This window comes from Janthinobacterium sp. HH102, assembly GCF_001758625.2.
GTDB lineage: Bacteria > Pseudomonadota > Gammaproteobacteria > Burkholderiales > Burkholderiaceae_D > Janthinobacterium.
In genome coordinates this window covers 144,861-171,859 of sequence record NZ_CP062062.1, presented here as the reverse complement: position 1 = coordinate 171,859, position 26,999 = coordinate 144,861, and the positions used below count along the sequence as shown (strand labels likewise).

Here is a 26,999-nt window from a genome sequence, read left to right as displayed (position 1 = left end):
AAAAGGGAATGTCGCCATGCAGCGAAGCAAGTCGGTCACGAAACACGCATCCTCCTCCGCCATGGCGGGCAACCGGACCGGTCTCCCGGTGCGTCTGAAACCGCTGGCGTTGGCCATCGCCATGCTGCTGCAGGCGGGCGGCGCGCAGGCGCAGCAGCCGTTCAGCGGCGCCTGGTTCGCGGGCAAGGGTGCGCAGCAGGGCACGGCCGCCACCACGGGGCGCCTGCCGAATGGCCAGCCGGCTACCTCGCTGAACAATCCCCTGCTGCAGCAGCAAAAGGCCGAAGGCAAGCTGCAGCAATCGCTGAATAACCTGTTGCTGGCCGCGCGCGGCATCGCCGCCGAGCAGGCGGTGCAGGCGGCCGCGCGCCAGGCGGCGCTGGCGGCGGGCGGCGCGCCCGATGGCCTGGTCAAGGGCGGCTTGCAGGTCGACACGAACAGCCTGACGGCCGGCTGGCTCAATGCCCAGGGACCCGTGCAGACCCAGGCCGACGGCAAGACCGTCGTGAAGGTCGTGCAGACGGACGACAAGGCGATACTGAACTGGGAAAGTTTTAACGTCGGCAAGAACACCAGCTTGCAATTCGACCAGAAATCGAACTGGTCCGTATTGAACCGGGTCAATGATCCGCTGGCGCGCCCCAGCCAGATCCAGGGCCAGATCAAGGCCGACGGCACGGTGATGATCGTCAACCGCAACGGCATTGTGTTTACGGGCAGCAGCCAGGTCGATACGCGCAACCTGGCGGCGGCCGCCATGGGCATGAGCGACAGCCAGTTCAAGAGCGGCCTGTACGGCAAGGCGCAGGGCACGGGCGCCGTACCGACCTTCGCGAATGACTTGCTGCTGGGCCAGAATACCTCCACGCATGGCAAGGCCGAGGCGGACGTCGTCGTCGCCGCCGGCGCGCGCATCGACACGCGCAAGCCGCAGACGGTGACGGAAGGCGGCGGCTACGTGCTGCTGGCCGGCCGCAGCGTCGACAACGCGGGTGCCATCACCACGCCGAATGGCCAGACCACCCTGGCCGCCGGCGACGCCATCATCGTGCGCCCGGGCCAGGGCACGGACAAGAACCAGTACTCGAGCACGCGCGGCAATGAAGTCGAGATGCTGCGCGTGGCGGACAGCAAGGCGGGCAGCGTCGTCAACAATGGGCTGATCCAGGCGGCCGGCGGCGACATCACGCTGAGCGGCAACACGCTGCGCCAGGATGGCGTGCTGCTGTCGAGCACCAGCGTCAACGGACGCGGCAGCATCCACCTGGCGGCGGCGGGCGAGAATGCCGGCGTCACCCTGGCGCGCGGCAGCGTCAGCGCCATTGTCATCGACGACAACGGCGCCACGGCGCTCGACGTGCAGCGCGATACCTTGCTGAAGGACACGGGCAAGGGCACGGACACGCCGCAGGACCGGCGCGACCAGTCGCTGGTGCGCATCGTCTCCGCTGGCAATGTCGAGTTCGAAGGCGACTCGCTGACCCTGGCCACAGGCGGCCAGGTGCTGGTCGACGCGGCCCGCCGCAGCCACGTGGCGCGCGACGCCGCCATCGACGTCTCGGGCGCCGTCGGCGTGAAGGTCGACATGAGCAGCAACAATGTGCTGATCAACGTGCAAGGCAACGAACAGCGTGACGCACCGGGCAGCCGCGACGCGAAATACCTGAACAACAGCGACGTGTGGGTTGACCGCCGCGACCTGGTGCTGGTGCCGGCCGGCACCAACGGCTACGCCACGGACCGCTGGTACACGGCCGGCGGCTTGCTGGAAGTGAGCGGCTACCTGAACACCAGCGGCCACGGCATCGGCGAATGGGCGGCCCAGGGCGGCACCGTCGGCTTTGGCGGCGGCGAAGTGGTGACGCAGGCCGGTTCGCGCATCAACATCGCCGGCGGCTCGCTCGACGTGCAGACGGGCATGGTCAAGCAGACGTGGCTGAAGGGCGCCGATGGCGCGATGTACAAGCTGAGCACGGCGCCCGGCGACAATTTGTACACGGGCCTGTACCGCGGCTATGAAAGCACGCATGCGCGCTGGGGCGCGAACACGACGGAAACGTACGCGAATGCCCTGATCGGCCCGCGCGAACGCCTGGAAAACGGCTATACGGTGGGCCGCGACGCGGGCCGCCTGATCGTGTCCACGGGCGCCGCCGTGCTCGAAGGCGATATCGACACCTCCGTCTTCCAGGGCGAGCGCCAGCAGCGCAAGCGCGATGACGGCATGGACAGCTACAAGCAGGCGCAGACGGCGGCGGCGCGTGCCGGTCAATTGATCGTCGGCAAAATGACGCCCGTCTTCGATCCGAAGGCGGGCCAGCTGCGCGACAGCCCGCAAGCCGTGCTGGAAAAGGTGCAAATCGGCAAGGTGGCGGGCATCGCCGATGGCCAGCTGCTGGGCGAAGCCTTGCCGGCCGCGCGCAGCAAGACCTTGCAGCTCGATGCCGACTGGCTCAACGGGCTGGAGCTGGGTGCCCTGAATATCTACGCCTACGACAAGCTCGACGTCAATGCCGACGTGCGCGTGGCCGATGGCGGCGACATCGCCCTGCACGCCACCGACGTGGCCATCAAGGCGAATGTCAGCGCGCGCGGCGGCAGCATCGCCGCCGGCGACATCGTCTCGCGCTACCTGGCGGGGGCGGGCGACGTATGGGCTGAAGGCAAGCTGGTGCCGGACAACCGTCCCACGGGAACGGCCGGTGTGCGCGTGGCGCCAGGCGTGCGCCTCGATGCGCGCGGCCTGTGGAGCAACCTGGAACTCGACCCGGGCGCGGTCGCCGGTTTGCCGTATGTGAATGGCGGCAAGGTTACCCTGAAGAGCTCCGGCGGCATCGACCTGACGGGCGGCAGCGTCATCGACGTCTCGTCCGGCGCCGCCCTGATGGGCAATGGCAGCCTGCAGGGCGGGCGGGGCGGCGACATCACCCTGGCCGTCGACCTGCCGACGGAGAAAGCGCCGACGGGCGCCATGCTCAAGCTCGACGGCGAATTGCGCGGCCATGGCGTGAAGGGCGGCGGACGCCTGGTGATCGACAGCGGCGCGGCCGTCAGCATCGGCGGCAAGCTGCAGGGCGGCGACGTGCTGGCGGCGGGGACCGGCGCTGCGCCAGGCCTGCGCCTGGCCGATGAATTCCTGATCGCCCAGGGCGAGAAGATCCCCTTCGATCTTGCGCTCAGCACCAGCCTGATCAAGCCGGGCCAGGTTTTGAGCAAACCCGTGACGGCGGACGTGTCGGTGCAGAAACCGCTGGTGCTGGGAGCCGACCTGCTGGTGCCGTCAGGCGCCTATGTCGTCACCGCCGGCGGCACGTCTGTCTACCAGGGTTCCATCGTTCGCGCCGGCAGCGTGCTGACAGCCGTCAACAACCTGCCGGTCGGTTTCGTGGTCTCGGCGGCGGTCTTTCCGAACGGCTTGCCGATCCCGCCGGTGACGACGCAGTATGCGGCCGGCAGCATCGCCACCGACGACCTGCGCGCGCCGCGCGGCATGCTGCTGCCGGCCGGCACGGTGCTGGGGCGCGACGTGACCGTCAAGCCGCTGCTGGCGCTGGACGCCAGCCTGTTCCAGAGCGGCTTTGCCGATTATGCCGTCACGGGCCGCGATGGCGTGGTGGTGGTCAAGGACGCGCACATCGACGTCACCATGCCCGTGCTGCGCTTTAATCCCGCCACCGGCCACACGGTGGCAGGCGGCACCGACCCGGGCGCCGCGCTGGAAGTGTGGACGCCGCCGCTGTACCAGGAGGATGCGCGCAAGGCCCGCTTGACGCAGCGTACCGGCGCCGACCTGTCGCTGACGGCCGGCAGCTCCTATGTGAAGGGCGCCCTGGCGGTGCAGGAAGGCGCCGCCATCAAGGTCGATCCGGGCCGCCAGATCAGCCTGACGGGCAATGATCAGATCACCATCGACGGCAAGCTCGAAGCCTGGGGCGGCAAGATCGCCGTCCTGCCGGGCACGTTTGGAACGGGCAATGAGGTGGACGTACCGAACGGCAAGGGACATGCCACCTCGATCTGGATCGGTGACAAGGCCGTGCTCGACGTGGCCGGCCGCGCCACGGTCGCCACCGACATGCGCGGCGGGCGCTATGGCCGTGCCGACCAGGGCGGCAGTATCGAAATCGGCGCCCGCTACAAGGCCGATGCGGCCAGCGTCGACGCGGCCGATGCCTTTGTCGTCGTGCGTCCGGGCGCGCTGCTCGACGCCAGCGGCGCGCACGCCACGCTGGACTTGCCGCAGCAGGGCACCGTCAACGTGGCCGGCAACGGCGGTTTGATCTCGCTCAGTTCGTATAACGGCATCTTCGCCGACGGCACCCTGCGCGCGGCGGCCGGTGGCGCCGGGGCGGCCGGCGGCACCCTGGCGCTGGCGCTGGACACGCCCAATTATGGCAAGGTCAACCGCTACACCTTGCAAGGCGACAACGTGGACAACGCGGTGCGCGTGCCGCGCGAAATGCAGCTGGCGCAGGTGCAGGGCGAGAGCGCCTTGCCCGACGACTTGCGCGCCGGCCAGCAGGATGCGGCGCTGCGCTACGGCAGCGCGCGCCTGGGCGCCGACCGCGTGCAGGCGGGCGGCTTCGACAACCTGGCCCTGCACGTGAACGGCATGCTCAGCTTTGACGGCGACGTCAATCTGTCGCTGGGCCAGAGCCTGCGCCTGAGCGCCAGTTCGCTGGGGCTGGCGCAGCAGCCTTTGCCCGATGGCGAGGACAAGGCGGGCAGCCTCGCCAGCCAGGTGCATCTGGCGGCGCCGTACGTGCGCCTGGGGACGGCCGCGCGTGCGCAGAAGGATGACTACATCGTGCCCAATGCCGTGAAAGGCTCGAAGAACCTGGGCAAGGGACGCGGCATGCTGGGCGTGCCGCTGGTGGCCGAGGATTCCCTGCTGCAGATCGATGCGGGCATGCTCGACATCGCGGGCGAGGTCAACATGGGCACGCGCGGCACCATCGCGCAGAGCAGCGGCGCCGACCTGGTGGTCGAACGCGACGCCTTCGAGCAGCTGACCCTGAGCAGCCGCGGCGACATGCGCCTGTCGAACAGCGCCGCCCTGTACCAGCCCGGCAATGCCACCCTGGTGGCCGCGCAGATCTACCCGGCCACGGGCGACAGCGGCATGGTCACGGTGGGCCAGAAGAGCGGCATCGACGAATACGGCAATATCCGCGTCACGCTCGATCCCCTGCGCACGCTCAATATCGGGCGCAGCGGCGACGGCGCCATGCCGAACCAGCCGTTCTCCGTGTTCGGCACCCTGAGCCTGGTTGCGCCCACCATCAACCAGCATGGCGTGCTGCGCGCGCCGCTGGGCCAGATCAACCTGGGCGCCGAAGGCTTTGAAGCCAATACGGGCCGCGTCAATCTGTTGCCTGGCAGCCTGACCTCGGTCAGCGCGAAAGGCTTGACGATGCCCTACGGCGGCACGCTCGATGGCTTGAGCTACCTGTATGACGGCAACGATGTCGTGTTCAAGGGCGTGGGCAACGGCCCGGAGATCGCCTTGACGGGCGCCGCCATCGACGTGCAACAAGGCGCCGTGCTCGACATGTCGGGCGGCGGCACCTTGACGGGCGCGGCCTTCCTGGCCGGACGCGGCGGTTCCACCGATGCGCGCCTCAATCCGCTGGTACAGATGAAGCCGAACGGCGGTTTCACCTTGCCCGGCCTGAACACCAACCCCGTGTACGCCATCCTTCCCGGCGTGCAGCCGGACGTGGCGCCTTTGACGGCCGAGCAAGGCGCGGGCAAGCCCGCCGTGGGACGTCAGATCACTATCGGCGCGGGCGTGCCCGGCCTGGCAGCCGGCACCTACACCCTGCTGCCGTCGAATTTCGCCCTGCTGCCTGGTGCGTTCCGCGTGGAATTGAATGGCCTGGCCGGCGCCGTCGAGGCGGGCGGCACGGTGGCCATGCGCAATGGCTCGTATGCGACGGCGGCGCAGACGGGCGTGGCCGGCACGGCGATCCGCGACGTGGTGGCGCGCCAGGCCATCCTCACGCCGGCCGACGTGCTGCGCACCTATTCCCAATACAACGAGACGGGCTATGCCGCCTTCGCCGTGGCGCAGGCCACGCGCGACGGCGTGCCGCGCGCCGCGCTGGAGCGCGATGCCAAGGGCGTGCGCGTGCAGCTGATCGCCCCGTCCGTGCACAGCGTCAAGGACAACCATACGCCGTTGATGATGGATGGCAGCGCCCTGTATGCGCCGGCCGAGGGCGGCTTCGGCGGCTCCCTGCTGCTGGGCACGGGCAATCATGCGTCGACGCGCTACGAGGTGCTGGCCGACGGCACGGCGCCGCTGGCCGATTTCAATGGCGTCTCCGTGCATGCGTCGCAGATCAATGCCTTCGGCGCCCAGCGCGTGGGCATCGGCGGCTTGCCGCGCGTGACCTACAGCGACTTTGGCACGGGCAGCAACCAGCGCGCCAATATCGCCGCCATCAAGGAATCGGCGGGCGGCATCGTGCTGCGCGACGGCGCCGTGCTGAAGGCGGCCGAAGTGTTTCTGGTGACGGCGAGAAAAGACGACGGCATCATCCTGGAGCAGGGCTCCGGCATCAATACGCTGGGCCGCGGCAAGGCCGCCTGGGATTCCCGCGACGGCTATGTGTACGAGCCCATGGGCAGCGTGCTGGCCGTCTCGAACGGCTGGCTGGACATGCTGCCGGCCGCGGCGCCGTCGTCCGAATCGTATGGTCCCGGCATCATCGATATCGGCGCCTGCGCGAAAACGGGCGGCGCCTGCGGCGGCAGCACCTCGCTGTATTCCGAGGGCACCATCGCCGCCGTGACGGAGCGCGCGTTTACCCTGCGCGACAACGTGCGCTACGGCACGCGCAACCTGGTGCTGGCGATGGGGTCGATCAATGTCGGCAGCGAGGCGTCGCTGGCCGACGCCAGCGCGCGCGGCGCCTTGCCGGACGGCCTGGCGCTGAACCAGGGCGTGCTCGACCGCCTGCTGCGCGGCGACACCAGCACGGGCGCACCGGCGCTGGAAAACCTGGGTTTGACGGCGCGCAATTCCTTCAATTTCTATGATTCGTCGCAGCTGTCGACCATCGATGCGGCCACGGGCAAGTCGTCGCTGTCGCGCCTGGTGCTCAACACGCCTGCCATCTACGGCTATGGCGGCACGGACGCGCTGGCGCGCATCCATACGGACACCCTCGTGTGGCAGGGCGCGACGAATGCGCCCGGCGCCGTCGTCGCCAATGGCCCCGGCACGGGCAGCGGCCGCCTGCAGGTCGACGCCAGGCGCATCGAATTCGGCTTCACGCCGGACAGCCGTCCCGACACCATCCACAAGCTGGACCGTCTGGTGCTGGGCTTTGGCCAGGTGGCGCTCAATGCCAGCGAACAGCTGACGGCCAACAACAAGGGCAGCCTGTCCGTCTACCAGTCGCAGAGCGCGTGGGATACGGCCACCAATGGCTACCGCTACAGCGGCGGCGATTTGCTGATCAACACGCCGCTGTTGACGGGCGCGGCCGGCTCCGTCAACCGCATCACGGCGGGCGGCGCCGTCAAGGTGAGCGCACCGGCCGGTGCCGCCGCCGCCACGCCGACGAATGCGGCGCTGGCCGGTGCCCTGGGCGCAGAAGTGGCCCTCAGCGGTAACAGTGTCAGCGTGGATACGTCGGTGGTCTTGCCGAGCGGAAAATTGACCCTGTCGGCCGAGCGCGATGTATTGCTGGGTGACAAGGCCAAGCTGGACCTGGCGGGCCGCAAGATCGATTTCTACGACACCAGCAAGTACAGCTGGGGCGGCGACGTGATCCTCGACAGCCGCGAGGGCGATGTGCGTCAGGCGGCCGCTTCCGTGATCGACGTGTCGGCCGTGAACAACCGCGCCGGCAAGCTCAGTGTAATCGCCACGGGCGAGGCGGCCGGCACGGCCGACTTGCGCGGCAGCCTGCTGGGCGGCGCCAGCGGCAGCTATGACGCGGGCGGCACTCAGGTGGCCTACGCGGCGGGCGGCCTGGAACTGCGCGCCCAGCATGTCGGCGATTTCGCCGGCTTGAACCAGCGCCTGAACACGGGCAAGGTATTCGGCAGCCGCGGCTTCCAGCTCAAACAGGGCAATCTGGCCATCGGCGACGAGCTCAAGGCGCGCGAAGTGAGCGTCTCCGTCGATGGCGGCAGCCTGACGGTGAATGGCCGCATCGACGCCAGCGGCGAACAGGTGGGCAGCATCCGCCTGGCCGGCCGCGACGGCGTCACCATCCAATCGGGCGCCGTGCTCGATGCGCACGGCACGGTGCTGCGCACGGACAGCTATGGCCAGGTGATCGAGGCACCGAACCGCGCCGTGATCGAACTGGCCGCGCCTGGCGGCCGCCTGACCCTGGAAAACGGCGCACGTTTCGACCTGCGCAGCGGAGACAAGGGCGGCAACTACGGCAGCATCGACCTGAACGCGCGCCGCCTCGGCGGCGCCACGGGCGGCGACATCGACATCGACGCGGCTGGCGCGCTGAACATCGCCGGCGCGCGCACGATCAACGTCAATGCCTTCTGGCAATACAAGGATGCGCCAGCGGGCACGGGCAAGGATGCGGACGGCCGCAGCTACCAGAGCATCAACCAGGCTTACCTGAACGAGAAACACGGGGACAGCCAGGCCTTCATGGCCAATGCGCTGGCGAACGGCAACTTGATGAACAACAAGCTGCGCGGCTTGCGCGGCGATGCCAACGCTTTCCATTTGCGCCCCGGCGTCGAGATCGTCAGCGCCACGCCGGGCGGCGACCTGCATATCGATGGCGACATCGACCTGTCCGGCCACCGCTATGACGGCGTCAATCCGCTGGCGCGCCTGAGCGGCGTGTACGGCTCGGGCGAGGCCGGTGCGCTGGTGCTGCGCGCCGGCGGCAAGCTCAGCGTCTTTGGCAGCATCACCGATGGTTTCGATACCAGCGTCCTGCCCGTCACGATCGATGACAAGGGCTGGCAACTGGTGAAAGGCCGGCTGCCGTGGGGCGGCGAGGTCGTCGTGCCACAAGCGGGCCTGGTGACCCTGGCCGAAAACACCTATTTCAAATCGGGCACGAGCGTCAATTTCGCCGTGCCGATGAAAGCCATGGAGTTGCGCAGCGGTACCTTGCTGGCGGCGCGCGCCACCTTGACGGCGGAGCTGAACTTGCCTGCAGGCAGCGTGCTGGGCGGCGCCGTGCGCAATGCCGACGGCAGCGTGCTGTACGCGGCCGGCACCGTCTTGCCGAAGGCGCTGACCTTATCGAGCGGCATGCAGCTCGATGCCGGCCTGCGCCTGCCTGGCGCGGCCCGGGTGGCGGCCATGGTGTGGCCGGCGAACGTGGCCCTGCCTTTCCCGGAAGGCCGGCCGTGGGACGTGGCCGATGGCACGAATGCCGTCAATGGCGTGGTGCTGGCCTCGGCGCTGGCGCTGGACAAGGGCAGCGTGCTGCCTGCCGGCACCGTGGTCAGGCTGCCGGGCGACGTCACCATGGTGTCGCTGCGCAGCGCGGATGGCAGCGGAAGCCAGGGCCGCAACCTGGCGCTGGCGCCCATGCTGGCCCAGGGTTCGCAAGCGTGGTCGCTGCGCCTGGTGGGCGGCGCCGATACGGCGGCGGCCGACACGCGCGCGTTGAAACCGCATGCGAAGGACGCCCATCTGATGCTGGCCGATACGCATTACGGCCTGGACGCGGTGACTTCCATCGTGCCGGGCACGGGTTCGCCGGCCAAATATATCTACAGCGAAGCGGCCATCGCCGAGGGCTACCCACCGGGCGCCGTCAATATCGAAGACTTTGGCAACGAGGAAATCATGCTGGAGTACTTTGCGCACTTGGTGATCAAGGTGGAGGAGGGCACGCCCCCCGTTGAGGTGACCAGCGTGGAGCCGGCGCGCCAGCCCCTGTTCAGCGTGCTGCGCACGGGCACGGGCGACCTCGATTTGCTCGCCGCGGGCGACTTCGACATGCGTTCGCTGTATGGCGTCTACACGGCGGGCACGCAGTCGGCCTCGCCGCTGGTCGGCGGCAAGGATCTGTTCAACCTGCCGCGCGGCCTGAACGCCAAGGGCCAGCTGCTCGGTGCGCTGGGCACGGACTTTACGCCGTTTGTCGATGGCGGCAGCCAGAGCCTGTACCGCGCCTGGTATCCCGAGCACGGCGGCAATCTGCTGCTGCGCGCCCAGGGCGACGTCAAGGGCGATACGCTGGGCACCTCCACGCAACGCCGCGAGGATGCCATCGGCTGGCTGCGCGCGCAGCAGGACACCAGCGACATCGGCACCTGGCTGTGGCGCCAGGGCAGCGGCAGCACGGGGGGCGGCGTGCCGACGGCATGGTGGATCAATTTCGGCACCTATGTCGCGCGTCCCGAAGGCGTCGACCTGTTCTCGGGCTTGCCGGGGCTGTCGGGCTTTACGGGCATCGGCACCCTGGGCGGCGGCAATCTGCTGCTGCAGGCGGGCGGCGACGCCGGCATGCTGGCCTCGCGCGCCGATCCGGGCGGCGAGTTCGCGCCGCGCAGCCAGGGCCTGAACGTGGCCGTGGGCAGCACGGGCAGGGTGACGCCGGACGGCAAGCTGCTGCTGACGGGCGGCGGCGACCTCGATATCCGCATCGGCGGCGGGCTGAACCCCGTGGCCGAGGTGCGCAGCTTCGACCGCAACGGCGACTTCGCGAATGCCGATACGCGCTTCGAGCGCCAGTACCCCACGCTCAACAGCACCTTCACCAACCTGCGCGGCGCGCTGCGCCTGGAGGCGGGCGCCGTGGGCGGCATCGAATTGCGCTTCGACCGCGCCGATCCGACGGAATCGCGGCCGTACGAAACCTACACGGCGGGCACGGCGATCGCCAGCGGCGGGCCCATCCTGGTGCCGGGCGACAGCGGCGTGCGCATCGATGCGCGCGGCGACGTGGTGCTGGGCGGCGTGGCCGATGCGGGCCGCGTGAAGCAACTGGGCTATGGTTCGCCGTTCAGCTACCAGGGCGTGGAGCGCACGGGCGAAGGCTGGAGCTGGTTCTCGCTGTGGACGCCGGCCACGGCCATCGACCTGTTCAGCGCGGGCGGCAACCTGACGCCCACCTCGTCCTGGATCAATGCGATGGCCGGCGACAACCACGCGCCGACGGACGGGCGCTTCGTCATGCCGTCCGTGCTGCGCGCCGTGGCCGCCAGCGGCAGCTTGTACTACGGCAATGCCAGCCTGGGCAGGCTGGGTGATGGCGGCAAGGTGGACATGCCGCAAAACGGCGTGATCCTGGCGCCGTCGCCAGTGGCGCCGCAATTTGTCAGGACGGGCGCGGGCCAGCTGGAAATGCTGGCCGCCGACTCCATCCATGCGGCCGGTTATCCGATCACGCCATCGGGCGCCGACCCGCGCCTGCTGCCGAATCCATTCAATCCGGGCTTCGTCGGCGCACTGGACAAGGTCTGGTTCGGCCTGCTGCCGCTGCATAACGTCAGCGCCGATGCGCTGGCGCCGGGGCCATTGAAATGGTTTGGTACGACGTCGAATGGCGCCAGCGATGCCAATCAGCAAGTGTATCCGCTGTTCAGCATGACGCCGCCGACGGTTTCCGACTATGTGCCGGCAGGCCAGATGCCTGCGCACTTCTATGCCAACAGCGGCGACATCGTCGGCCTGCGCACGGGCGGCATCGTGTACCGGGCGAAGCTGAAGGGCGAAACGGGCCCGCTGGGCCTGTGGTACGAGGGCGGCGGCGCCGTGGCCGTGCGCGCCGGACGCGACATCGTCAACTCCGGCACGCCGCTGGGAACGGTCGAGAGCGTGCCGGACGGCGCGGCGGGATGGACCGGCCAGCCCTTTGCCAACAGTCCCGAGCTGCCGGAAAAGCCGGTCGTCTTCGGCAGCTCGTCGGCGCGCGGCAATCTGTTCGTGCACCGCCATGCCGATGACGTTTCCGTCGTCAGCGCCGGGCGCGATATCCGCTACAGCACCTTCTATGTGGCGGGGCCGGGCCAGCTCAATGTGAGCGCCGGGCGCGACCTGTACATGGCCGACAAGGCGGAATTGCGCAGCCTCGGCTCCATCGTCAATGTCGGCCAGGACAAGCGCGGCGATGGCGCCGGCATCAGCGTGGCCGCCGGCGTGGGCCGCAACGGTCCCGACTATGCGGCCTTCGCGGCGCGCTACCTGGACCCGGCCAAGCTGGCCGATCCAAGCAAGCCGCTGGCCGACCAGGCCGGCAGCGCCGTGTATGTCTACGGCGGCAAGCTGACCCTGGCCGACTGGCTGCGCGGCCAGTTTGCCTACAGCGGCGACGAGGCGGGCGCTGCCGCCTTCCTCGGCACGAAGCAGGCCGAGCTGGAGAAAGCCGGCCAGCAGACGGGCGGCGTGCGGCGCGACCTGGCGCGCGAATACGCGCAGGTCAGCCAGCTGCACCTGGTGAACTGGCTGACGACGCGTTTTGGCGGCGACAGCGGCCTGGGCATCCGCTACGACCCGGCCACCGATGCGCGCAGCTTCTTTGCCGCCTTGCCGAAGGAACAGCAGCAGGTGTACCTGAGCAATGTCTACTTTGCCGAGCTGAAGGCGGCCGGACGCGAGTACAACGATGCGGACGGCGCGCGCCGCGGCAGCTATCTGCGCGGCCGCGAAGCCATCGCCACCCTCTTCCCGGCGCAGGACAAGGCGGGCAAGAAGATCGAGTACCAGGGCGATCTGACGATGTTCAGCAGCGCGCTGTACACCGTCAGCGGATATGGCGGCGTGTTCACCAAGCGTCCCGTCGCGGGCGTGCGCTACCTGAGCCCGCAGGAATGGGCCGAGGCGGGCCGTCCCGACTACAACGTGCCTTACGTGACCGTCAACGATGCCGGCATCCACACGGATTTCGGCGGCGACATCGGCATCACGGTGCCGGGCGGCCGCGCGCTGATCGGCGTCGACGGCGGCTATGCGCCGGGCGAAGGCTCGGGCGTGCTGACGCAGGGACAGGGCGACATCCAGATGTATGCGAAAGACAGCATCCTGCTGGGCCAGAGCCGCATCTTTACTACCTTTGGCGGCAACATCCTGGCCTGGTCGGCCACGGGCGACATCAACGCGGGCCGCGGCACCAAGTCCACCGTCGTCTACACGCCGCAGCGCCGCGCGTACGACAGCATCGGCCTCGTCAGCCTGTCGCCGAGCACGCCGACGACGGGCGCCGGCATCGCCACGCTCAATCCGATCCCGGAGGTGCCGCCCGGCGACATCGACCTGATCGCCCCGCTGGGCAGCATCGATGCGGGCGAGGCGGGCATCCGCGTCTCGGGCAACGTCAATCTGGCCGCCCTGCAGGTGGTGAATGCGGAAAACATCCAGGTGCAGGGCAAGTCCACGGGCGTGCCAACCGTCGCCTCGGTGAACGTGGGAGCACTGAGCAATGCCAGCGCGGCCGCGACACAGGCCGTGACGGCGGCGCAGGACGTGCTGCAGCGCGAACGGGCCGCCACGCGCCAGGCGCAGCCATCGTTGTTCACCGTGAAAGTGTTGGGTTTTGGCAACGAGCAGGCGGATGAGGGCGGCACCGGCAAGCAGCAGGGCGGCGAGCCGCACGCGTCCAGCTACCAGCCGGCCGGCGTGGTGCAGGTGCTGGGCGCGGGACCGTTGACGGCGCCGCAGCTGCAGGCGCTCACGCCGAACGAGCGGCGCGGACTGCAACCGTGAGTTTTATGAACATTTGATGACATTCGGCAGTCGTCGCGCGCGGCGGCTGTCTAGGCATCAGTAGATGAACATCAGCAACAAAAAAACGCCGGCCCAGCGCCGCAATACAGGGCAACCGTTTGATTTTAAGGTGAATGGAAGATGCGTGAAATGACAACCAAGGGCAGGGGCGTGCCGCCAGCGGCGCCTGCAACCGCCTTGACGATGCTGTGCCTGGCCATGCTGGCGTTGCCCGGCATGGCGCGCGCGCAGGATGCGGTGCCGGCGGCGGCCCCCGTGGCCGCGCCGGAACGGCAAGTGACGATCGAGGAATACCTGGTGCGCGGCAATACCGTGCTCGACGCCCGCGCCATCGAAGAGGCGGTCACGCCCTTCCTGGGGCCGGGCCGCACTTTGAAGGACGTGGAAGGGGCGCGCGACGCCCTCGTTGCTGCATATCAATCCCGGGGCTACCAGTCCGTCTACGTGGACTTGCCGGAGCAGCAGGTGGAGCAGGGCGTGGTGGTGCTGCAGGTGAGCGAAACGAAGGTGGGACGCTTGCGCGTGGTCGGCGCGCAATACAACTCGCCGCTCGACGTGCGCCAGCAAGTGCCGGCCCTGACGGAAGGCACGGTGCCCGACTTTACGCAGGCGCAAGTGGAACTGACGGCCCTGAACCGTGGTCCCAAGCGCCAGGTGATGCCGCTGGTCAAGCAGGGTAGCCTGCCCGGCACCATGGACGTGGACCTGAAAGTGGACGACAGCAGCCCGTGGCGCGCCAGCGTGGGCTTGAACAACGATTACAGCGCCGATACGAAGAAATTGCGTACCAGCATGTCGGTCGGCCACGACAATCTGTGGCAGCTCGGGCATAGCGCCACCATCAGCTTTTTCGGCACGCCGGGCGACCTGAACCAGACCAAGGTGTGGTCCGCCTCGTACGTGGCGCCGATCGGCACGCAGGGCTGGAGCGTGGAAGCGACCGGCTACCAGTCGAACAGCAATGTGGCCAGCACGGGCGGTACCAGCGTGCTGGGCAAGGGCCATGCGCTGGGCATGAAAGTCAACTACACGGTGCCCAACAGCGGCATCTGGTGGCACAGTTTTTCTGCCGGCATCGATTTCAAGGATAACCAGGAAGCGCTCAAGCTCAATGGCACGGGCAGCAATATTCCGCTCAAGTACGTGCCCCTGAGCGTATCGTATAACGGCTTTGCGCAGACGGAGGCGGCGACGTATGGCCTCGGCCTGTCGCTGGTGGCCGGCACGCGCGCTTCGTTCGGCTACGGCAGCGACAGCGCCGCCTACGACAACAAGCGCTACAAGGCCTCGCCCAGCTTCCTCGTCCTGAAGGGCGACGCCAACGCCACCTATACCCTGGGCAGCGGCGCGCAGCTGTACGGCAAGCTGGCGGGCCAGCTGGCCGATGCGGCGCTCGTGTCGGGCGAGCAGATGGCCGCCGGCGGCGCCAATTCCGTGCGCGGCTACCTGTCGGCCGAAGCGACGGGCGACTACGGCGTGTCCGGCACGGTCGAATGGCGTACGCCTCAGCTGACGTATTTCAGCCGCCTGGAAAACTGGCGCCTGTTCGCTTTTGCCGATGGCGCGCGCCTGCGCCTGCGCGATCCGATGATCGAGCAGAAAGACCTGTTCGGCCTGGCCTCCGTGGGCGTGGACAGCAGCTTCCAGTTCCTGCGCTACCTGAATGGCCGCATCGATTTTTCGTATCCGCTGCGCGATGGCCCGCGCACGCACAAACACGTGCGCCGCATCAATTTGAACCTGTCGGCCAGCTACTGACGGGCCAGCTCAACAGCACTGCACTTTTTTAGACTTTTCTTCGGAGAATCACTGTCATGCAACGTTTTCTTTTTCTGCTCACGATCCTGGGCACGCTCGTTCCCGGCCTGGCGCATGCCTGGTGGCAGCCCGACTGGGCTTACCGCAAACCCGTCACCGTCGACGCCGGCCCGAAGGCGGGCGCGGTGGGCGGCGATCCCGGCCGCATCCCCGTGCTGCTGCGCTTGCATTCGGGTAACTTCAACTTCGAAGGCGTCAGCGACAACGGCGCCGACCTGCGCTTCGTGGCGGGCGACGATAAAACGGTGCTGAACCACCAGATCGAGCAATTCAATCCGCTCTTGGGCATCGCCCTGATCTGGGTCGACGTGCCGGCCCTGACGGCCGGTACGCCGCAGCAGCTGTGGATGTACTACGGCAATCCGAAGGCGCCCGCCTCCGGCAACGGCCAGCGTACGTTTGACCCCGACTACAGCCTCGTATATCACTTCAGCGAACCGGGCGTGCCCTCGCGCGACAGCACCGCCTACGGCAACCATGCCCAGACGGCCGTGCCGGCGCTCGACGGTTCCGTCATCGGCGCCGGCGCCCGCCTGGGCACCACGCCATTGATGCTGCCCGCCTCGCCATCGCTGGCGCTGGCCGCCGGCGCGCCGTTCACCTTTTCCGCCTGGGTGCGTCCGGACAGCCTGGGCGCCCAGCAAGTGCTGTATGCGCGCCGCGACGGCGCCAATGAATTGCTGATCGGCGTGGACCAGGGCGTGCCTTTCGTGCAGGTCAATGGCCAGCGCAGCAAGCCGGGCCAGCCTATCCAGGCCGCGCAATGGTCGCACCTGGCCGTCAAGGCCGACAAGAACAATGTGGCCCTGTACGTGGGCGGCCGTCCGGCCGTCTCGCTGGCCACCGCCCTGCCGGCATTCAGCACGGCCGCCTCGGTGGGTACCGACGCGCCGCCGGTCGCCGCCGGCGCCGCACTGGCCAACTTCACGGGCGCCATCGACGAGCTGCGCCTGTCGCGCACGGCCCGTCCCGACGCCCTGCTGCTGGCCGACGCCGTCTCGCAAGGTTCCGAATCGCGCCTGGCCGTGTTTGGCGCCGATGAACAGCAGGCCGGCAAAAGCCATTTCGGCTTCATCATCGCCGCCATGCCGCTCGACGCGTGGATCGTCGTCGGCGTGCTGGGCCTGATGATGGTCTTGTCGTGGATCATCATGATCGGCAAGGGCCGCAGCTATGGCGCCATCTCGCGCGCCAATGCCCAGTTCATGCAGTCGTTCCACGAAGCGGCCGGCGCGCCGCTCGATCACCTGGCGCGCAACGGCAAGCTGAGCGCTTCCGTGAAAACGGATTCCTCGCTGTGGCGTCTGTATGACGTGGCCATCGACGAGATGCGCCGCCGCCACGACCGCGGCTACGACTTGAACGCCGTCTCGAACGCGACCATCGGCGCCATCCGCGCCGCCATGGATGGCGTGATGGTGCGCGAAAGCGAACGCATGTCGAAACGCATGATCTGGCTCTCGACCACCATCGAAGGCGCGCCGTATGTCGGCCTGTTCGGCACCGTGATCGGCATCATGCTGGTGTTCGTCGTGGCGGCCATGGCGGGCGCCGTGGACATCAACTCGGTGGCGCCAGGCATGGCGGCAGCGCTGCTGTGTACGGCTGCCGGCCTGGGCGTGGCGATTCCCGCCCTGTTCGGCTACAACTGGCTGTCCTCGCGTTCGGACGCCATCGTTGCCGACATGGCCGTCTTCGTCGATGAATTCGCCACGCGTCTGGCGGAAGAGCAGGGCGACGGACGCCAGATGCGTCCCGCGCTGCATCAGGCGTGAGGGGCGCATAACCATGGCCACCTCCGCCAAGTTTACCCCCCGCAAGCGTAGCGGCGGCATCAACATCACGCCCTTCGTCGACGTGCTGCTGGTGGTGCTGGTGATCTTCATTTTGACCAGCAACGCCAGCATCCCCGGCATCAAGGTCGACCTGCCCAAGGCCAGTTCGGCCATGGCGCTGGAAAAACCGAAGACCAAGGCCATCACCATCGACAACGCGGGCCAGGTCTTCCTCGACGCCTATCCCGTCACCCTGCCCGAGCTGGAAGAGCGCTTGCGCACGGAAAAGGCGCTGACGCCCGACTTCCCCGTGATCGTGCGCGGCGACGCCGCCGTGCAATACGCGAAGGTGGTCGAAGTGCTGGACCTGCTGCGCCGCATCGACCTGAACCAGGTGGGCCTGGTGACCGGCAAGCCGGCATGAGGAGCGCAAGGTGAAGCGTGACGACATGATGAAGACGGCCGGCTCGGAATCGTCGGGCGCGGCGCAGTGGTGGCGCCGCTGGGGCGGCGTGGCCGGCGGCGCGCTGCTGGCCGCTGCGCTGGCCGCGCTGGTCTGGTATTTGCTGTCCGATACGGCGGCCACCAAGCGCGAAGTGGCGGCGCCGCCGATGCTGATGCTGCCACCGCCGCCACCGCCGCCGCCGGAACCGGAAAAATTGCCGGAACCGACACCGGACAAGGTGGTGCCGGAAGTGTCCGAGCCGGAACCGACGCCTGCCGACAAGCCCATGGATGACGCGCCGGAAAGCCCGTCGCCGGACAAGGGCGACCCCGTCACCATCGACGGCGCGGCGCAGGCCGGCAGCGACGCGTTCGGCATCCAGGCCGGGCGCGGCGGCGGCATGAGCGGTAGCGGCGGTGGCGGCGGACTCGGCGCGGGATCGTATGGCCGCTACGTCGCCAACGCGCTGCAGCTGGCGTTCGCCCGCGACCCGCGCACGCGCCAGCTGGCGTTCGCCGACATCCGCGTCGACCTGTGGCTCGATACGGAAGGCAGGGCGACGAAAGTGCAGCTGGTGCAAGGCACGGGCAATGCGCAGACGGATGAGCAGGTGCTGGCCATGGTGCGCGACTTCCGCGCCGATGAGCGGCCGCCGGCATCCCTGCGTTTCCCGGCCCGGGTATCCATTAAAGGCCGCAGGCCATAGCGTCCTTAATTCATATTAATTTTTACCGAAAGAAGCGATGAACCTCATATTTTCTTCCCCACAGCGTGCGCGCCGCCTTCCGCTGGCGCTGGCCGCTTTCGCCCTGAGCGTGGCGGCAGGCGCGGTACAGGCGCAGGCCGTCCCGGCCGACAGCACCATGGTCAAGCTGATCCGCGGCCTGATCCAGAGCGGCGCCCTGAACAAGGATGCCGGCGAAGCCTTGCTGGCGCAGGCGCAGAGCGAAGCGCTGGCCGCGGCGCAAGCCCGTCCGGCCGCCGCACCGGCCGCCCTGGCGCAGGTGCAGCCTGGCGACGTGCGCGTGCCGTATATTTCGCAAACCGTGCGCGAGCAGATCCGCGACGAGATCAAGGGCCAGGTCATGGCCGAAGCAAAAGCGGGCGGCTGGGCGGCGCCGAATGAAACGCCGGCCTGGACCAAGCGCATCCGCCTGGAAGGCGACGTGCGCGCACGCTACGAATCGCGCTACTACGACATGGCCAACAGCAATATCGAGATCGACTGGCGCTCGCTCAACAGCGGCAGCGGCTACGACGTCAATTCGAACACCAACCTGGCCCTGCCGGCGTTGCTCAACACGCGCGAAGACCGCAAGCACTTGCTGCGCGCCCGTGCCCGCCTCGGTATCCTGGCCGACATTTCTGATACCACGCAAGCGGGCATCCGCCTGGCCAGCGGCAATGACGACAGCCCGGTATCGACCACGCAAACCCTCGGTGGCGGTCTGGGCAAGAAGAACATCTGGCTGGACCAGGCCTGGCTGTCCTACCAGCCCGCTTCGTGGCTGAAACTGACGGCGGGCCGCTTCGACAATCCATTCGTGTCCGGCGACGAACTGTTTTCCAGCGAACTCAATTTCGACGGCATCGCCGCCAAGGTGCAGCAGCCGGTCGGCGAGAGCAAGGACGTCACCGTGTTCGGCACCCTGGGCCTGATTCCGCTCGAGTATTCGTCCGACAATGCGCCTAGCCGCAGCCAGGCAAAAATGTCGAGCGAAAACAAATGGCTGCTCGGTGCGCAAGTGGGCGCGTCGTGGAAGATCAATAGCGACCATCAATTGCGCGGTGCGCTGGCCTACTACAACTTCCGCAACATCAGCGGCGAGTATTCGCAGCCGTGTGCCTTGTACGCAGGCGCCGATGGCTGCAGCACGGACTGGTCGCGTCCATCGAGCATGCAAAAGGGCAATAGCTTGATGTTGCTGCGCAATATCGCCCTGAACCCGCTCGATCCGGCCAATACGCCGCAGCCGCAATTCGTGGGCCTGGCGTCGAAATTCCGCCTGGCCAACCTGAATGCGCGCTGGGATAGCAAGGTCGCGGGCGGCACGGACTTGCGCATCGAAGGCGACTATGTGCGCAACATGGCCTACGACAAGAATGAAATGTGGGCGCGCGCCAAGGGCGGCATCATGAATAACTTCGGCGGCACGGGCGGCGTCTCGCAAGCTGATTTCAAGAGCGGCGGCAATGCCTACATGCTGCAGGCGACCCTGGGCAAGGCCAGCCCGGCGGCGCGCGGCGACTGGAACGTGCTGCTCGGTTACAAGCGCATCGAACCGGACGCCTTGCCTGACGCCTACAACGATTCCACCTTCCATCTGGGCGGCACGAATGCGCGCGGCTACTACCTCGGCGGCGCGTATGCGCTCGACAAGAATACCTGGCTGAACGGCCGCTGGACGTCGAGCCGCGAAGTGTTCGGTTCGGCACTGTCGATCGACACCCTGCAAATCGAATTGAACGCGCGTTTTTAAGGAGCCATGATGTTGATATCCAACAAAATGCGCCTGCCTTTATTGCTGTTGAGCTTGCTGGCCGCCGGCACCGCCCAAGCGCAAAAAGGGCAAAGCATGGAAGAGCGTTTGCGTGCCGAGTTGCGCAATGTCACGGCGCAGCTGCAGCAGACGCGCGGCGAACTGGAAGCGCTGAAAGCCAAGGGCGTGCCGGCCGCCAAGGCGGCGCCCGCCGCCGCCGCGGCGCCTGCCAGCGATGGCGTGAAAAAGGAGCTGGCGCGCAGCCAGTCGCAGCTGGCGCAGGAACGCGCGCAGCGGGAAAAACTGGCCGCCGAGCAGCAGCGCAGCGCCGCCGCCGCACAGGAGGCAACCGCGAATTTGGCGCAGTACCGCCAGGCCGGCGAACGGCTGGCCGCCACGGGCAAGCAGATCGAAGCGGAGCGGGCGCGCCTGGACGGCGAAGTGACGGCCCAGCGCAGTGCCTTGGCGCGCTGCGAAAGCAAGAATGCCCAGCTGTATGCGGCCGGGAAAGAGATCCTGCAGGCGTATGAAAGCCTGGACGTGCTGGACGTCATGAAAGCGCGCCAGCCGTTCGCCGCGCAAAGCCGGGTCAAGCTTGAGCAAATCGCGCAGCAGTACGGCGACCAGCTGTACCAGGGCCGCTTCGATGCGCGTCAGACAGAAACGCCGGCCGCGCCCGCGCCGGCCCCCCAATAATCTTTTTGAAATGAATGGAATGACGATGGAAAACACGACTAGCTTGCTGACCACCCTGAACGCGGAACAAACGGCCGAGGCCATCAAGGCGGCCGGCTGCGCCGTCACCAGCATCGAACATGACGGCGTCGTGCGCCTGCACAGCGCCAGCCATGGCATCGGTTTCCAGGTGCTGTGGGGTAATGAAGCCGCGCCTGGCCAGTACGCGGACCTGACCCTGAGCTGCCCGCTGCGCGTGCAGGGCGGCGACTTGCCGGCCGGTTTGCTGGCCGAATGGCACCGCAGCAAGCGTTTCGCCCGCGTGGCCCAGCATGGCGATTTCGTTGTGCTGGAGATGGATGTGCTGGTTGCCGGCGGCGTCAGCAAGGAGTACCTGAATATCAATCTGCAACTGTGGACGCAGATGATGGGCCAGTTCTTCTTGTTTTTGCGCAACTTTACGCCGGCCGATACGAGCACGGCACCGGTAGTCGAGGCCGCCAGCGTGGCCGAAGAAGAAACTGTGCCGGCCTGATAAGCCCTCCACAGGCGGCGAAAAAAGGCCCATGACGGGCCTTTTTTGCCGTCAGCGGACCCCAAGTGTCGTATTAAATACTTATTTTTTAGGCATCGCGCATTAAAACTGCTCAAAGAGCGTGTGTGAATCAAGCCAGCAACGCCTGTATGGCGGATAATATTGCCTGTTGCCGATTTGGATACGACCTTTACACAAAAATGCGCCCCATGGATTTTACCCGCGACGAAACCAGTGAAACCCCAGTTGCCCCGGCCAGCGCGCCGGGAGCGCCTTTGCCGTATGCCGTCGCCACCTGGCTGCAGCGGGTGGAGGCTGCCGCCCATCCGAAGGCCGTGCTGACGATTGCCGAGCCCGATCCCAAACTCAACCAGCACCGCCTGATCTACGTGCTGGCGCCCACCAGCGGCGGCCGCCACGTGGCCCTGTGCCTGTACAAGGCGCGGCTGCGGCCGAACGGCGATGTGGCGGCGGCGTCCCCCATCAGCGAAATCTTTTCCCTGCTGTCGGCGCCGCCCACGTTCTTGACGCCGGCCGACGAAGACCTCGTGCGTTTCTTCGTGGCCATGCGCAGCGGGCAGAATTCGCAGACGGGCAGCGCCACGGAGCCGAAGGGCAAGGTGGGTGCGGCCCTGCTGAAAATGCTGGCAGAGCAGGATAAATTGTTGTGGGCCAATTCCTGGGCCGACGTGGGCAATGGTCTCGTGTATCCGTTGAAGGAAGGTCCCGTGCGTCCCGCCCGCCTGTTCTGGCGCGACGAAGGCAAGACCATGCGCCTGGGCTGGCAAGTGGACCCGCCGGAAGGCGCGAAGCACCATGGCGCCGACCAGATCGACTACATGCTGCCCACCGATCCGCCGTGGTACATCGACAATCTGTCGTGCGGCGTGCTGGAACTGAACCAGGGCGGCTCCGACATTTCCCTGGCCGACCTGCAGGCGCTGGTGGCGCAGGCGCCGCCCCTGAATGCGAACGACAAGGTGCGCGTGTCGCAGTTGCTGCTGGCGCAAGGCTTGCAGCATCTGATGCCGCTGCCGCAACCGTTGCCGCAGCGCTTGCGCAAGGACGTGCCGGCGCAACCGGTGTTGCTGCTGGACAGCGCCATGCTGGCCGATGGCAGCCTGCAGCGCTGGAGCGACTTCGCCGTGCTGTCCTACGACTACGATGGCGAAAGAGTCTCGTTCGACCCGTCGCAGCGCGTGGTGCGGCAAGTGGGCGAGGTGACGGAAATTATCCAGAGAAATACGGTCGATGAAGCGCGCGCGCTGGCTACCCTGGCCGAGCTGCAATTCAAGAAGCCGGGCTCGGCTCCCTTGAGCGGCTTGAAGGGCGCCTTGCTGCTGCCTTCCCAGGCGGAATGGCTGCGTTTTGCCGAGTCCGGCATCGACGCCTTGCTGGAGCAGGGCTGGATCGTGGAAAAGACGGCCAAGTACCGCTACGACGTGAGCGACGTGGGCGACTGGTACGCGGAAATCGATGACCAGGATCCGGACAGCGGCAACGCCTGGTTCGAGCTGGAACTGGGCATCGTCGTCAACCACGAGCGCGTGCCGCTGCTGCCCGTGCTGGTGCAGCTGATCCGCAACGCGCCCAACGATTTCAATCCGAAAGTCATCGAAGCACATGCGGACGATGACCAGATGCTGGCAACCTTGCCGGACGGCACGCGCGTCGCCCTGCCGTGGGGCCGCGTGCGTCCGATTTTGAACACGCTGGGCGAGCTGTATTTCAGCGACAAGATCAAGCGTGCCGTGCGCATGTCGACACTCGATGCGGCGCGCCTGGAAGAGCTGGCGCGGGGCCTGGACATGCAGTGGACGGGCGGCGAACAGCTGCGCGCCATGGGCCGCAAGCTGAGCCAGTTCGGTTCCGTGCAAAAAGTGGCGGCGCCCGCGGGCCTGCAGGCAACCTTGCGCGATTACCAGGCCGACGGCCTGGCGTGGATGCAATTCCTGCGCGACCACGACCTGGCGGGCATCCTGGCCGATGACATGGGCTTAGGTAAAACGGTGCAAACCCTGGCGCATATCCTCGTGGAAAAGGAAGCAGGCCGCCTTACGCATCCGGCCCTCGTCATCGCACCGACGAGCTTGATGGGCAACTGGCAGGACGAGGCGGCCAAGTTCGCACCCAGCCTGAAGGTGTTGCTGCTGCAAGGCAAGGACCGCGCCCAGCAATTCGACCAGATCGACCAGTGCGACCTGGTGCTGACCACGTACGCGCTGTTGCCGCGCGACGAGGAAACCTTGCGCGAGCACGATTTCCACCTGGTTATCCTCGACGAATCGCATTACATCAAGAATACGCGCAGCAAGGCGGCGCAAAGCGCGGGCCTGCTGCGCGCGCGCCACCGCCTGTGCTTGTCCGGCACGCCGCTGGAAAATCATTTGGGCGAACTGTGGTCGCAATTCCACTTCTTGCTGCCGGGCTTGCTGGGCGACGAGAAGACCTTCAATACGCAGTTCCGCCACCCGATCGAGCGCCAGGACGATCCGCTGCGCCGCATGCTGCTGAACCGCCGCATCAAACCGTTCCTGCTGCGCCGCACGAAGGACAATGTGGCCAAGGAATTGCCGCCGAAAACGGAAATGGTGCGCAAGGTGGAATTGACGGGGCCGCAGCGCGATCTGTATGAAACCGTGCGTCTTGCGATGGATCAAAAGGTCCGTGAAGAAATCGACAAGAAGGGCGTGGCGCGCAGCCAGATCGTCATCCTCGAAGCGCTGCTGAAACTGCGCCAGGTCTGCTGCGACCCGCGTCTGGTGAAATCGCTGCCGGCGAAGAAGCAGTCGGCCGGTTCGGCCAAGCTGCTCGACCTGATGCAGATGGTGGAAGACTTGCTCGACGAAGGACGCAAGATCCTTGTCTTCTCGCAATTTACCAGCATGCTGGAATTGATCGAGGAAGAGCTCGAATCGCGCGATATCCCCTACGCGCTGCTGACGGGCGAGACGAAGGACCGGGGCGCGCAAGTGGCGGCCTTCCAGCAGGGCGCCGTGCCCATCTTCCTGATCAGCCTGAAGGCGGGCGGCGTGGGCCTGAACCTGACGGCGGCCGACACGGTCATCCACTACGATCCGTGGTGGAATCCGGCGGCGGAAAACCAGGCCACGGACCGCGCCTGGCGTATCGGCCAGGACAAGCCCGTGTTCGTCTACAAATTGATTGCGAAGGGCACCCTGGAAGAAAAAATCCAGCTGCTGCAGCAAAAGAAATCGGAGCTGGCGCAATCGATCCTGGCCGAAGGCGAATCGCAGAAGATGGCCCTCACGCAGGAAGACTTGCAGCAGATTTTCGCCCCGCTGGAAGATTAAGGGCAGCGCACGCTTATACTTGGCAATTCTTTGTTGCCAGGTATAACGCATGCTGCCTATTTTCCTTCTGCTGCTTGCCGGCGCCGTCCTCATGGCGCTGCGCTTCGTCCAGTTGCGCCGCGCCCTGCTGCGCGCGCGCGCCGGCGAAGCGACGTTCCGCCTGCTGGCCGAACATGGGCGCGACGCGGCCTTCCTGCTCGACGCCACCACCCTCGAATTACGCTACATCAGCCCCGCGGCGCAACGCCTGACCGGTTACGACCAGGCAGCCTTGCGTGAACACGCGGCACGCCTGGCGGCGGACGTGCCGGCCCGGCTGCAGCGCTGGCGCGATGGCGACACCAGCCGTTTGACCCTGCTGCGCGAAGTGGAGTTGCCGCACGCCGACGGCCGCCTGCTGGCGCTGGAAATCAGCTCGACCATCGTGCCCCCATCGGCGAGGGAACGGGGCATCACCATCGTCGGCACGGTGCGCGACGTCAGCGCCGCCCACGCGCAGGAAGCCGAGCGGGAAAAGGAGCAGAAGCGTTTCGCCTCGATGCTGTCGCATGAATTCCGCACGCCGCTGGCCACCATCGACGGCGCCATCCAGCGCCTCGTCTCGACATCGAACGAGGCCGACGAGGCCACGCGCAAGCGCTATGTCAAAATTCAGACGGCCGTCGACCGTTTGTTGGCCATGATCGACGACTATTTGTCGCCCGAACGCATGGCGGCCATCGGCCGCGAGCGGGCGGCCGACGGCATCGCGCCGCTGGCCTTGTTGCAGCAGGCGGCCGCCACCGTGCCGGCCAGTCACCGCGTACAGCTGGAACTCGATGAAGACTTGCCGGCCCGGCTGCGCTGCGACGTGCCCGGTATGGCCCTGTGCCTGAAAATCCTGCTCGACAACGCGGTCAAGTTCAGCCCGCCGGGCAGCAGCATCACCGTGTCGGGCAAGCTGGTGCCCGAAGGCGGCGTGGCGCTGTGCGTGCGCGATGCGGGACCCGGCTTGCGGGAAGAAGAACTGGCGCAGCTGTTCGAGAAAGGTTTCCGTGGAACCGATGCGACGCATGCCGGTGCGGGACTGGGCCTGTACATGGCGCGCGCCGTGGTGGACGTGCATGGGGGGAGTTTGCAGGGGCATAATCTGCCCGAAGGCGGGGCTATTTTCCGCATTTGGCTGCCGCTTCCTGGCTAGACTAGAAAAAAGTTGCTTCCGCTGAAGGCAACCGTGATAATTCCTTGACGTAAACCTATTGTGCCGTCCATCATGGTGCAGAAGTGAATGGCATGGTTTGCCCACGGTAGCTCACTAATGGAAGAATGGCGTTGCAATGACGAAAATACTGATCGTCGAAGACAATCTGGACTACGCCGAAGACATGGCGGAGTTTCTCGTTGAGCTCGAACACGAAGTGCATATCACCAGCTCCGCTGGCGGGATGTGGACGGCGTTGAGCCATGGCAATGTCGGGGTGGTCGTGCTGGACCTGGGCTTGCCCGATGAGGACGGCTTCAACGTCATCCCCCGCATGCGCCAGCTGTATCCGCAGATCGGCGTGTTGGTGCTGACGGGACGCGTCGCGTTCGACAGCCGCATCCTCGGCTTGCGCCTGGGCGCCGACCATTATCTGACCAAGCCGATCAAATTCCCCGAACTGGCTGCCCACATCGAGGCGCTCGACCGCCGCGTAGGCCCGCAAGATCCCGTCCCCGAGCCGGGCAAGTGGACATTGAAAGTAAGCGCTCGCCAACTTGAATTGATGGGCGCCGTCATCGCCCTGACGGAAAAGGAATTCAACTTCCTGCACCTGCTGACCATCAATACCCGCCCCGTGCCGCGCGACGTCATCGTGGCCGGCATGGGCGGCGAAGATCCCGATGCGGGCCGCCGGGTCGACATGCTCGTGTACCGCCTGCGCAAGAAAGCCAAGACGGGCCTGGGCCAGGACTTGCCGCTGCGCAGCGCGTATGGCGAGGGCTACAGCCTGTCGGCCAGTTTTAACCTGTCCTGACTGCCAGAGGCGGCCAGCATGAAACGGCGATTCCTATCTGGCCTGTTGTTGATCGTTGCACTGGCCAGTGCCGCTCTCTGGCTGCGCAAGGAGTGGAAAATTGATAGTTGCCTTGATCATGGTGGTCGTTGGGACTACCAACTTGCCGCCTGCGAAGGTGCATAGTCTCCTGCTGGACAATTCAGGGACAGAGTCAATCGCTTTTTCCAGCATTTCAAATAAAACAGGGTCAGAGTCACGTCCTGCGCTCGCAAGTGTGTAAAATCAAGGCCTTAGCCTTCACTT

General features: G+C 66.7%; 11 protein-coding genes. All 11 read left to right on the top strand.

What is annotated here, in order from left to right; genetic code table 11:
• Positions 1–16: 16 nt before the first annotated feature.
• The 11 genes from JAB4_RS00690 to JAB4_RS00640 all read left to right on the top strand — a co-directional run bounded on the left by JAB4_RS00690 (position 17) and on the right by JAB4_RS00640 (position 26,714).
• Positions 17–13,654, top strand: a complete 13,638-nt coding sequence (locus tag JAB4_RS00690) for a filamentous haemagglutinin family protein (RefSeq protein WP_070219684.1) — start codon at positions 17–19, stop codon at positions 13,652–13,654.
• Positions 13,655–13,795: 141 nt separating this feature from the next.
• Positions 13,796–15,433 (top strand): ShlB/FhaC/HecB family hemolysin secretion/activation protein, encoded by a 1,638-nt coding sequence (locus tag JAB4_RS00685; RefSeq protein WP_175444819.1) that lies wholly within the window; start codon positions 13,796–13,798, stop codon positions 15,431–15,433.
• Between the two features lie 56 nt (positions 15,434–15,489).
• A complete protein-coding gene (locus JAB4_RS00680) occupies positions 15,490–17,268 on the top strand; it encodes a MotA/TolQ/ExbB proton channel family protein (RefSeq protein WP_070219682.1) in 1,779 nt (592 codons plus the stop codon).
• A gap of 13 nt (positions 17,269–17,281) precedes the next feature.
• A complete protein-coding gene (locus JAB4_RS00675) occupies positions 17,282–17,692 on the top strand; it encodes a biopolymer transporter ExbD (RefSeq protein ID WP_034753784.1) in 411 nt (136 codons plus the stop codon).
• Between the two features lie 10 nt (positions 17,693–17,702).
• Positions 17,703–18,419: an energy transducer TonB gene (locus tag JAB4_RS00670; RefSeq protein ID WP_227742072.1), complete on the top strand. Its 717-nt coding sequence runs from the start codon at positions 17,703–17,705 to the stop codon at positions 18,417–18,419.
• A gap of 37 nt (positions 18,420–18,456) precedes the next feature.
• Positions 18,457–20,193: a putative porin gene (locus tag JAB4_RS00665; RefSeq protein ID WP_070219680.1), complete on the top strand. Its 1,737-nt coding sequence runs from the start codon at positions 18,457–18,459 to the stop codon at positions 20,191–20,193.
• A 6-nt stretch (positions 20,194–20,199) separates the two neighbouring features.
• On the top strand, positions 20,200–20,889 hold the full coding sequence (locus JAB4_RS00660; RefSeq protein WP_070219678.1) for a hypothetical protein: 690 nt from the start codon (positions 20,200–20,202) through the stop codon (positions 20,887–20,889).
• A gap of 25 nt (positions 20,890–20,914) precedes the next feature.
• Positions 20,915–21,403: a YbjN domain-containing protein gene (locus JAB4_RS00655; RefSeq protein ID WP_227742071.1), complete on the top strand. Its 489-nt coding sequence runs from the start codon at positions 20,915–20,917 to the stop codon at positions 21,401–21,403.
• 209 nt (positions 21,404–21,612) lie between these two features.
• A complete protein-coding gene (locus JAB4_RS00650; protein ID WP_070219674.1) occupies positions 21,613–24,717 on the top strand; it encodes a DEAD/DEAH box helicase in 3,105 nt (1,034 codons plus the stop codon).
• A gap of 49 nt (positions 24,718–24,766) precedes the next feature.
• Positions 24,767–25,897, top strand: coding sequence for a PAS domain-containing sensor histidine kinase (locus JAB4_RS00645; protein WP_070219672.1), 1,131 nt, complete (start codon positions 24,767–24,769; stop codon positions 25,895–25,897).
• A gap of 136 nt (positions 25,898–26,033) precedes the next feature.
• Positions 26,034–26,714, top strand: coding sequence for a response regulator transcription factor (locus tag JAB4_RS00640; RefSeq protein ID WP_034753797.1), 681 nt, complete (start codon positions 26,034–26,036; stop codon positions 26,712–26,714).
• Positions 26,715–26,999: the final 285 nt, after the last annotated feature.

Coding starts and splice junctions, on each gene's coding strand:
- JAB4_RS00690 (WP_070219684.1), top strand. CDS start 17: ATGCAGCGAAGCAAGTCGGTCACGAAACACGCATCCTCCTCCGCCATG.
- JAB4_RS00650 (WP_070219674.1), top strand. CDS start 21,613: ATGGATTTTACCCGCGACGAAACCAGTGAAACCCCAGTTGCCCCGGCC.
- JAB4_RS00645 (WP_070219672.1), top strand. CDS start 24,767: ATGCTGCCTATTTTCCTTCTGCTGCTTGCCGGCGCCGTCCTCATGGCG.
- JAB4_RS00660 (WP_070219678.1), top strand. CDS start 20,200: ATGATGTTGATATCCAACAAAATGCGCCTGCCTTTATTGCTGTTGAGC.
- JAB4_RS00655 (WP_227742071.1), top strand. CDS start 20,915: ATGGAAAACACGACTAGCTTGCTGACCACCCTGAACGCGGAACAAACG.
- JAB4_RS00675 (WP_034753784.1), top strand. CDS start 17,282: ATGGCCACCTCCGCCAAGTTTACCCCCCGCAAGCGTAGCGGCGGCATC.
- JAB4_RS00665 (WP_070219680.1), top strand. CDS start 18,457: ATGAACCTCATATTTTCTTCCCCACAGCGTGCGCGCCGCCTTCCGCTG.
- JAB4_RS00685 (WP_175444819.1), top strand. CDS start 13,796: ATGCGTGAAATGACAACCAAGGGCAGGGGCGTGCCGCCAGCGGCGCCT.
- JAB4_RS00640 (WP_034753797.1), top strand. CDS start 26,034: ATGACGAAAATACTGATCGTCGAAGACAATCTGGACTACGCCGAAGAC.
- JAB4_RS00680 (WP_070219682.1), top strand. CDS start 15,490: ATGCAACGTTTTCTTTTTCTGCTCACGATCCTGGGCACGCTCGTTCCC.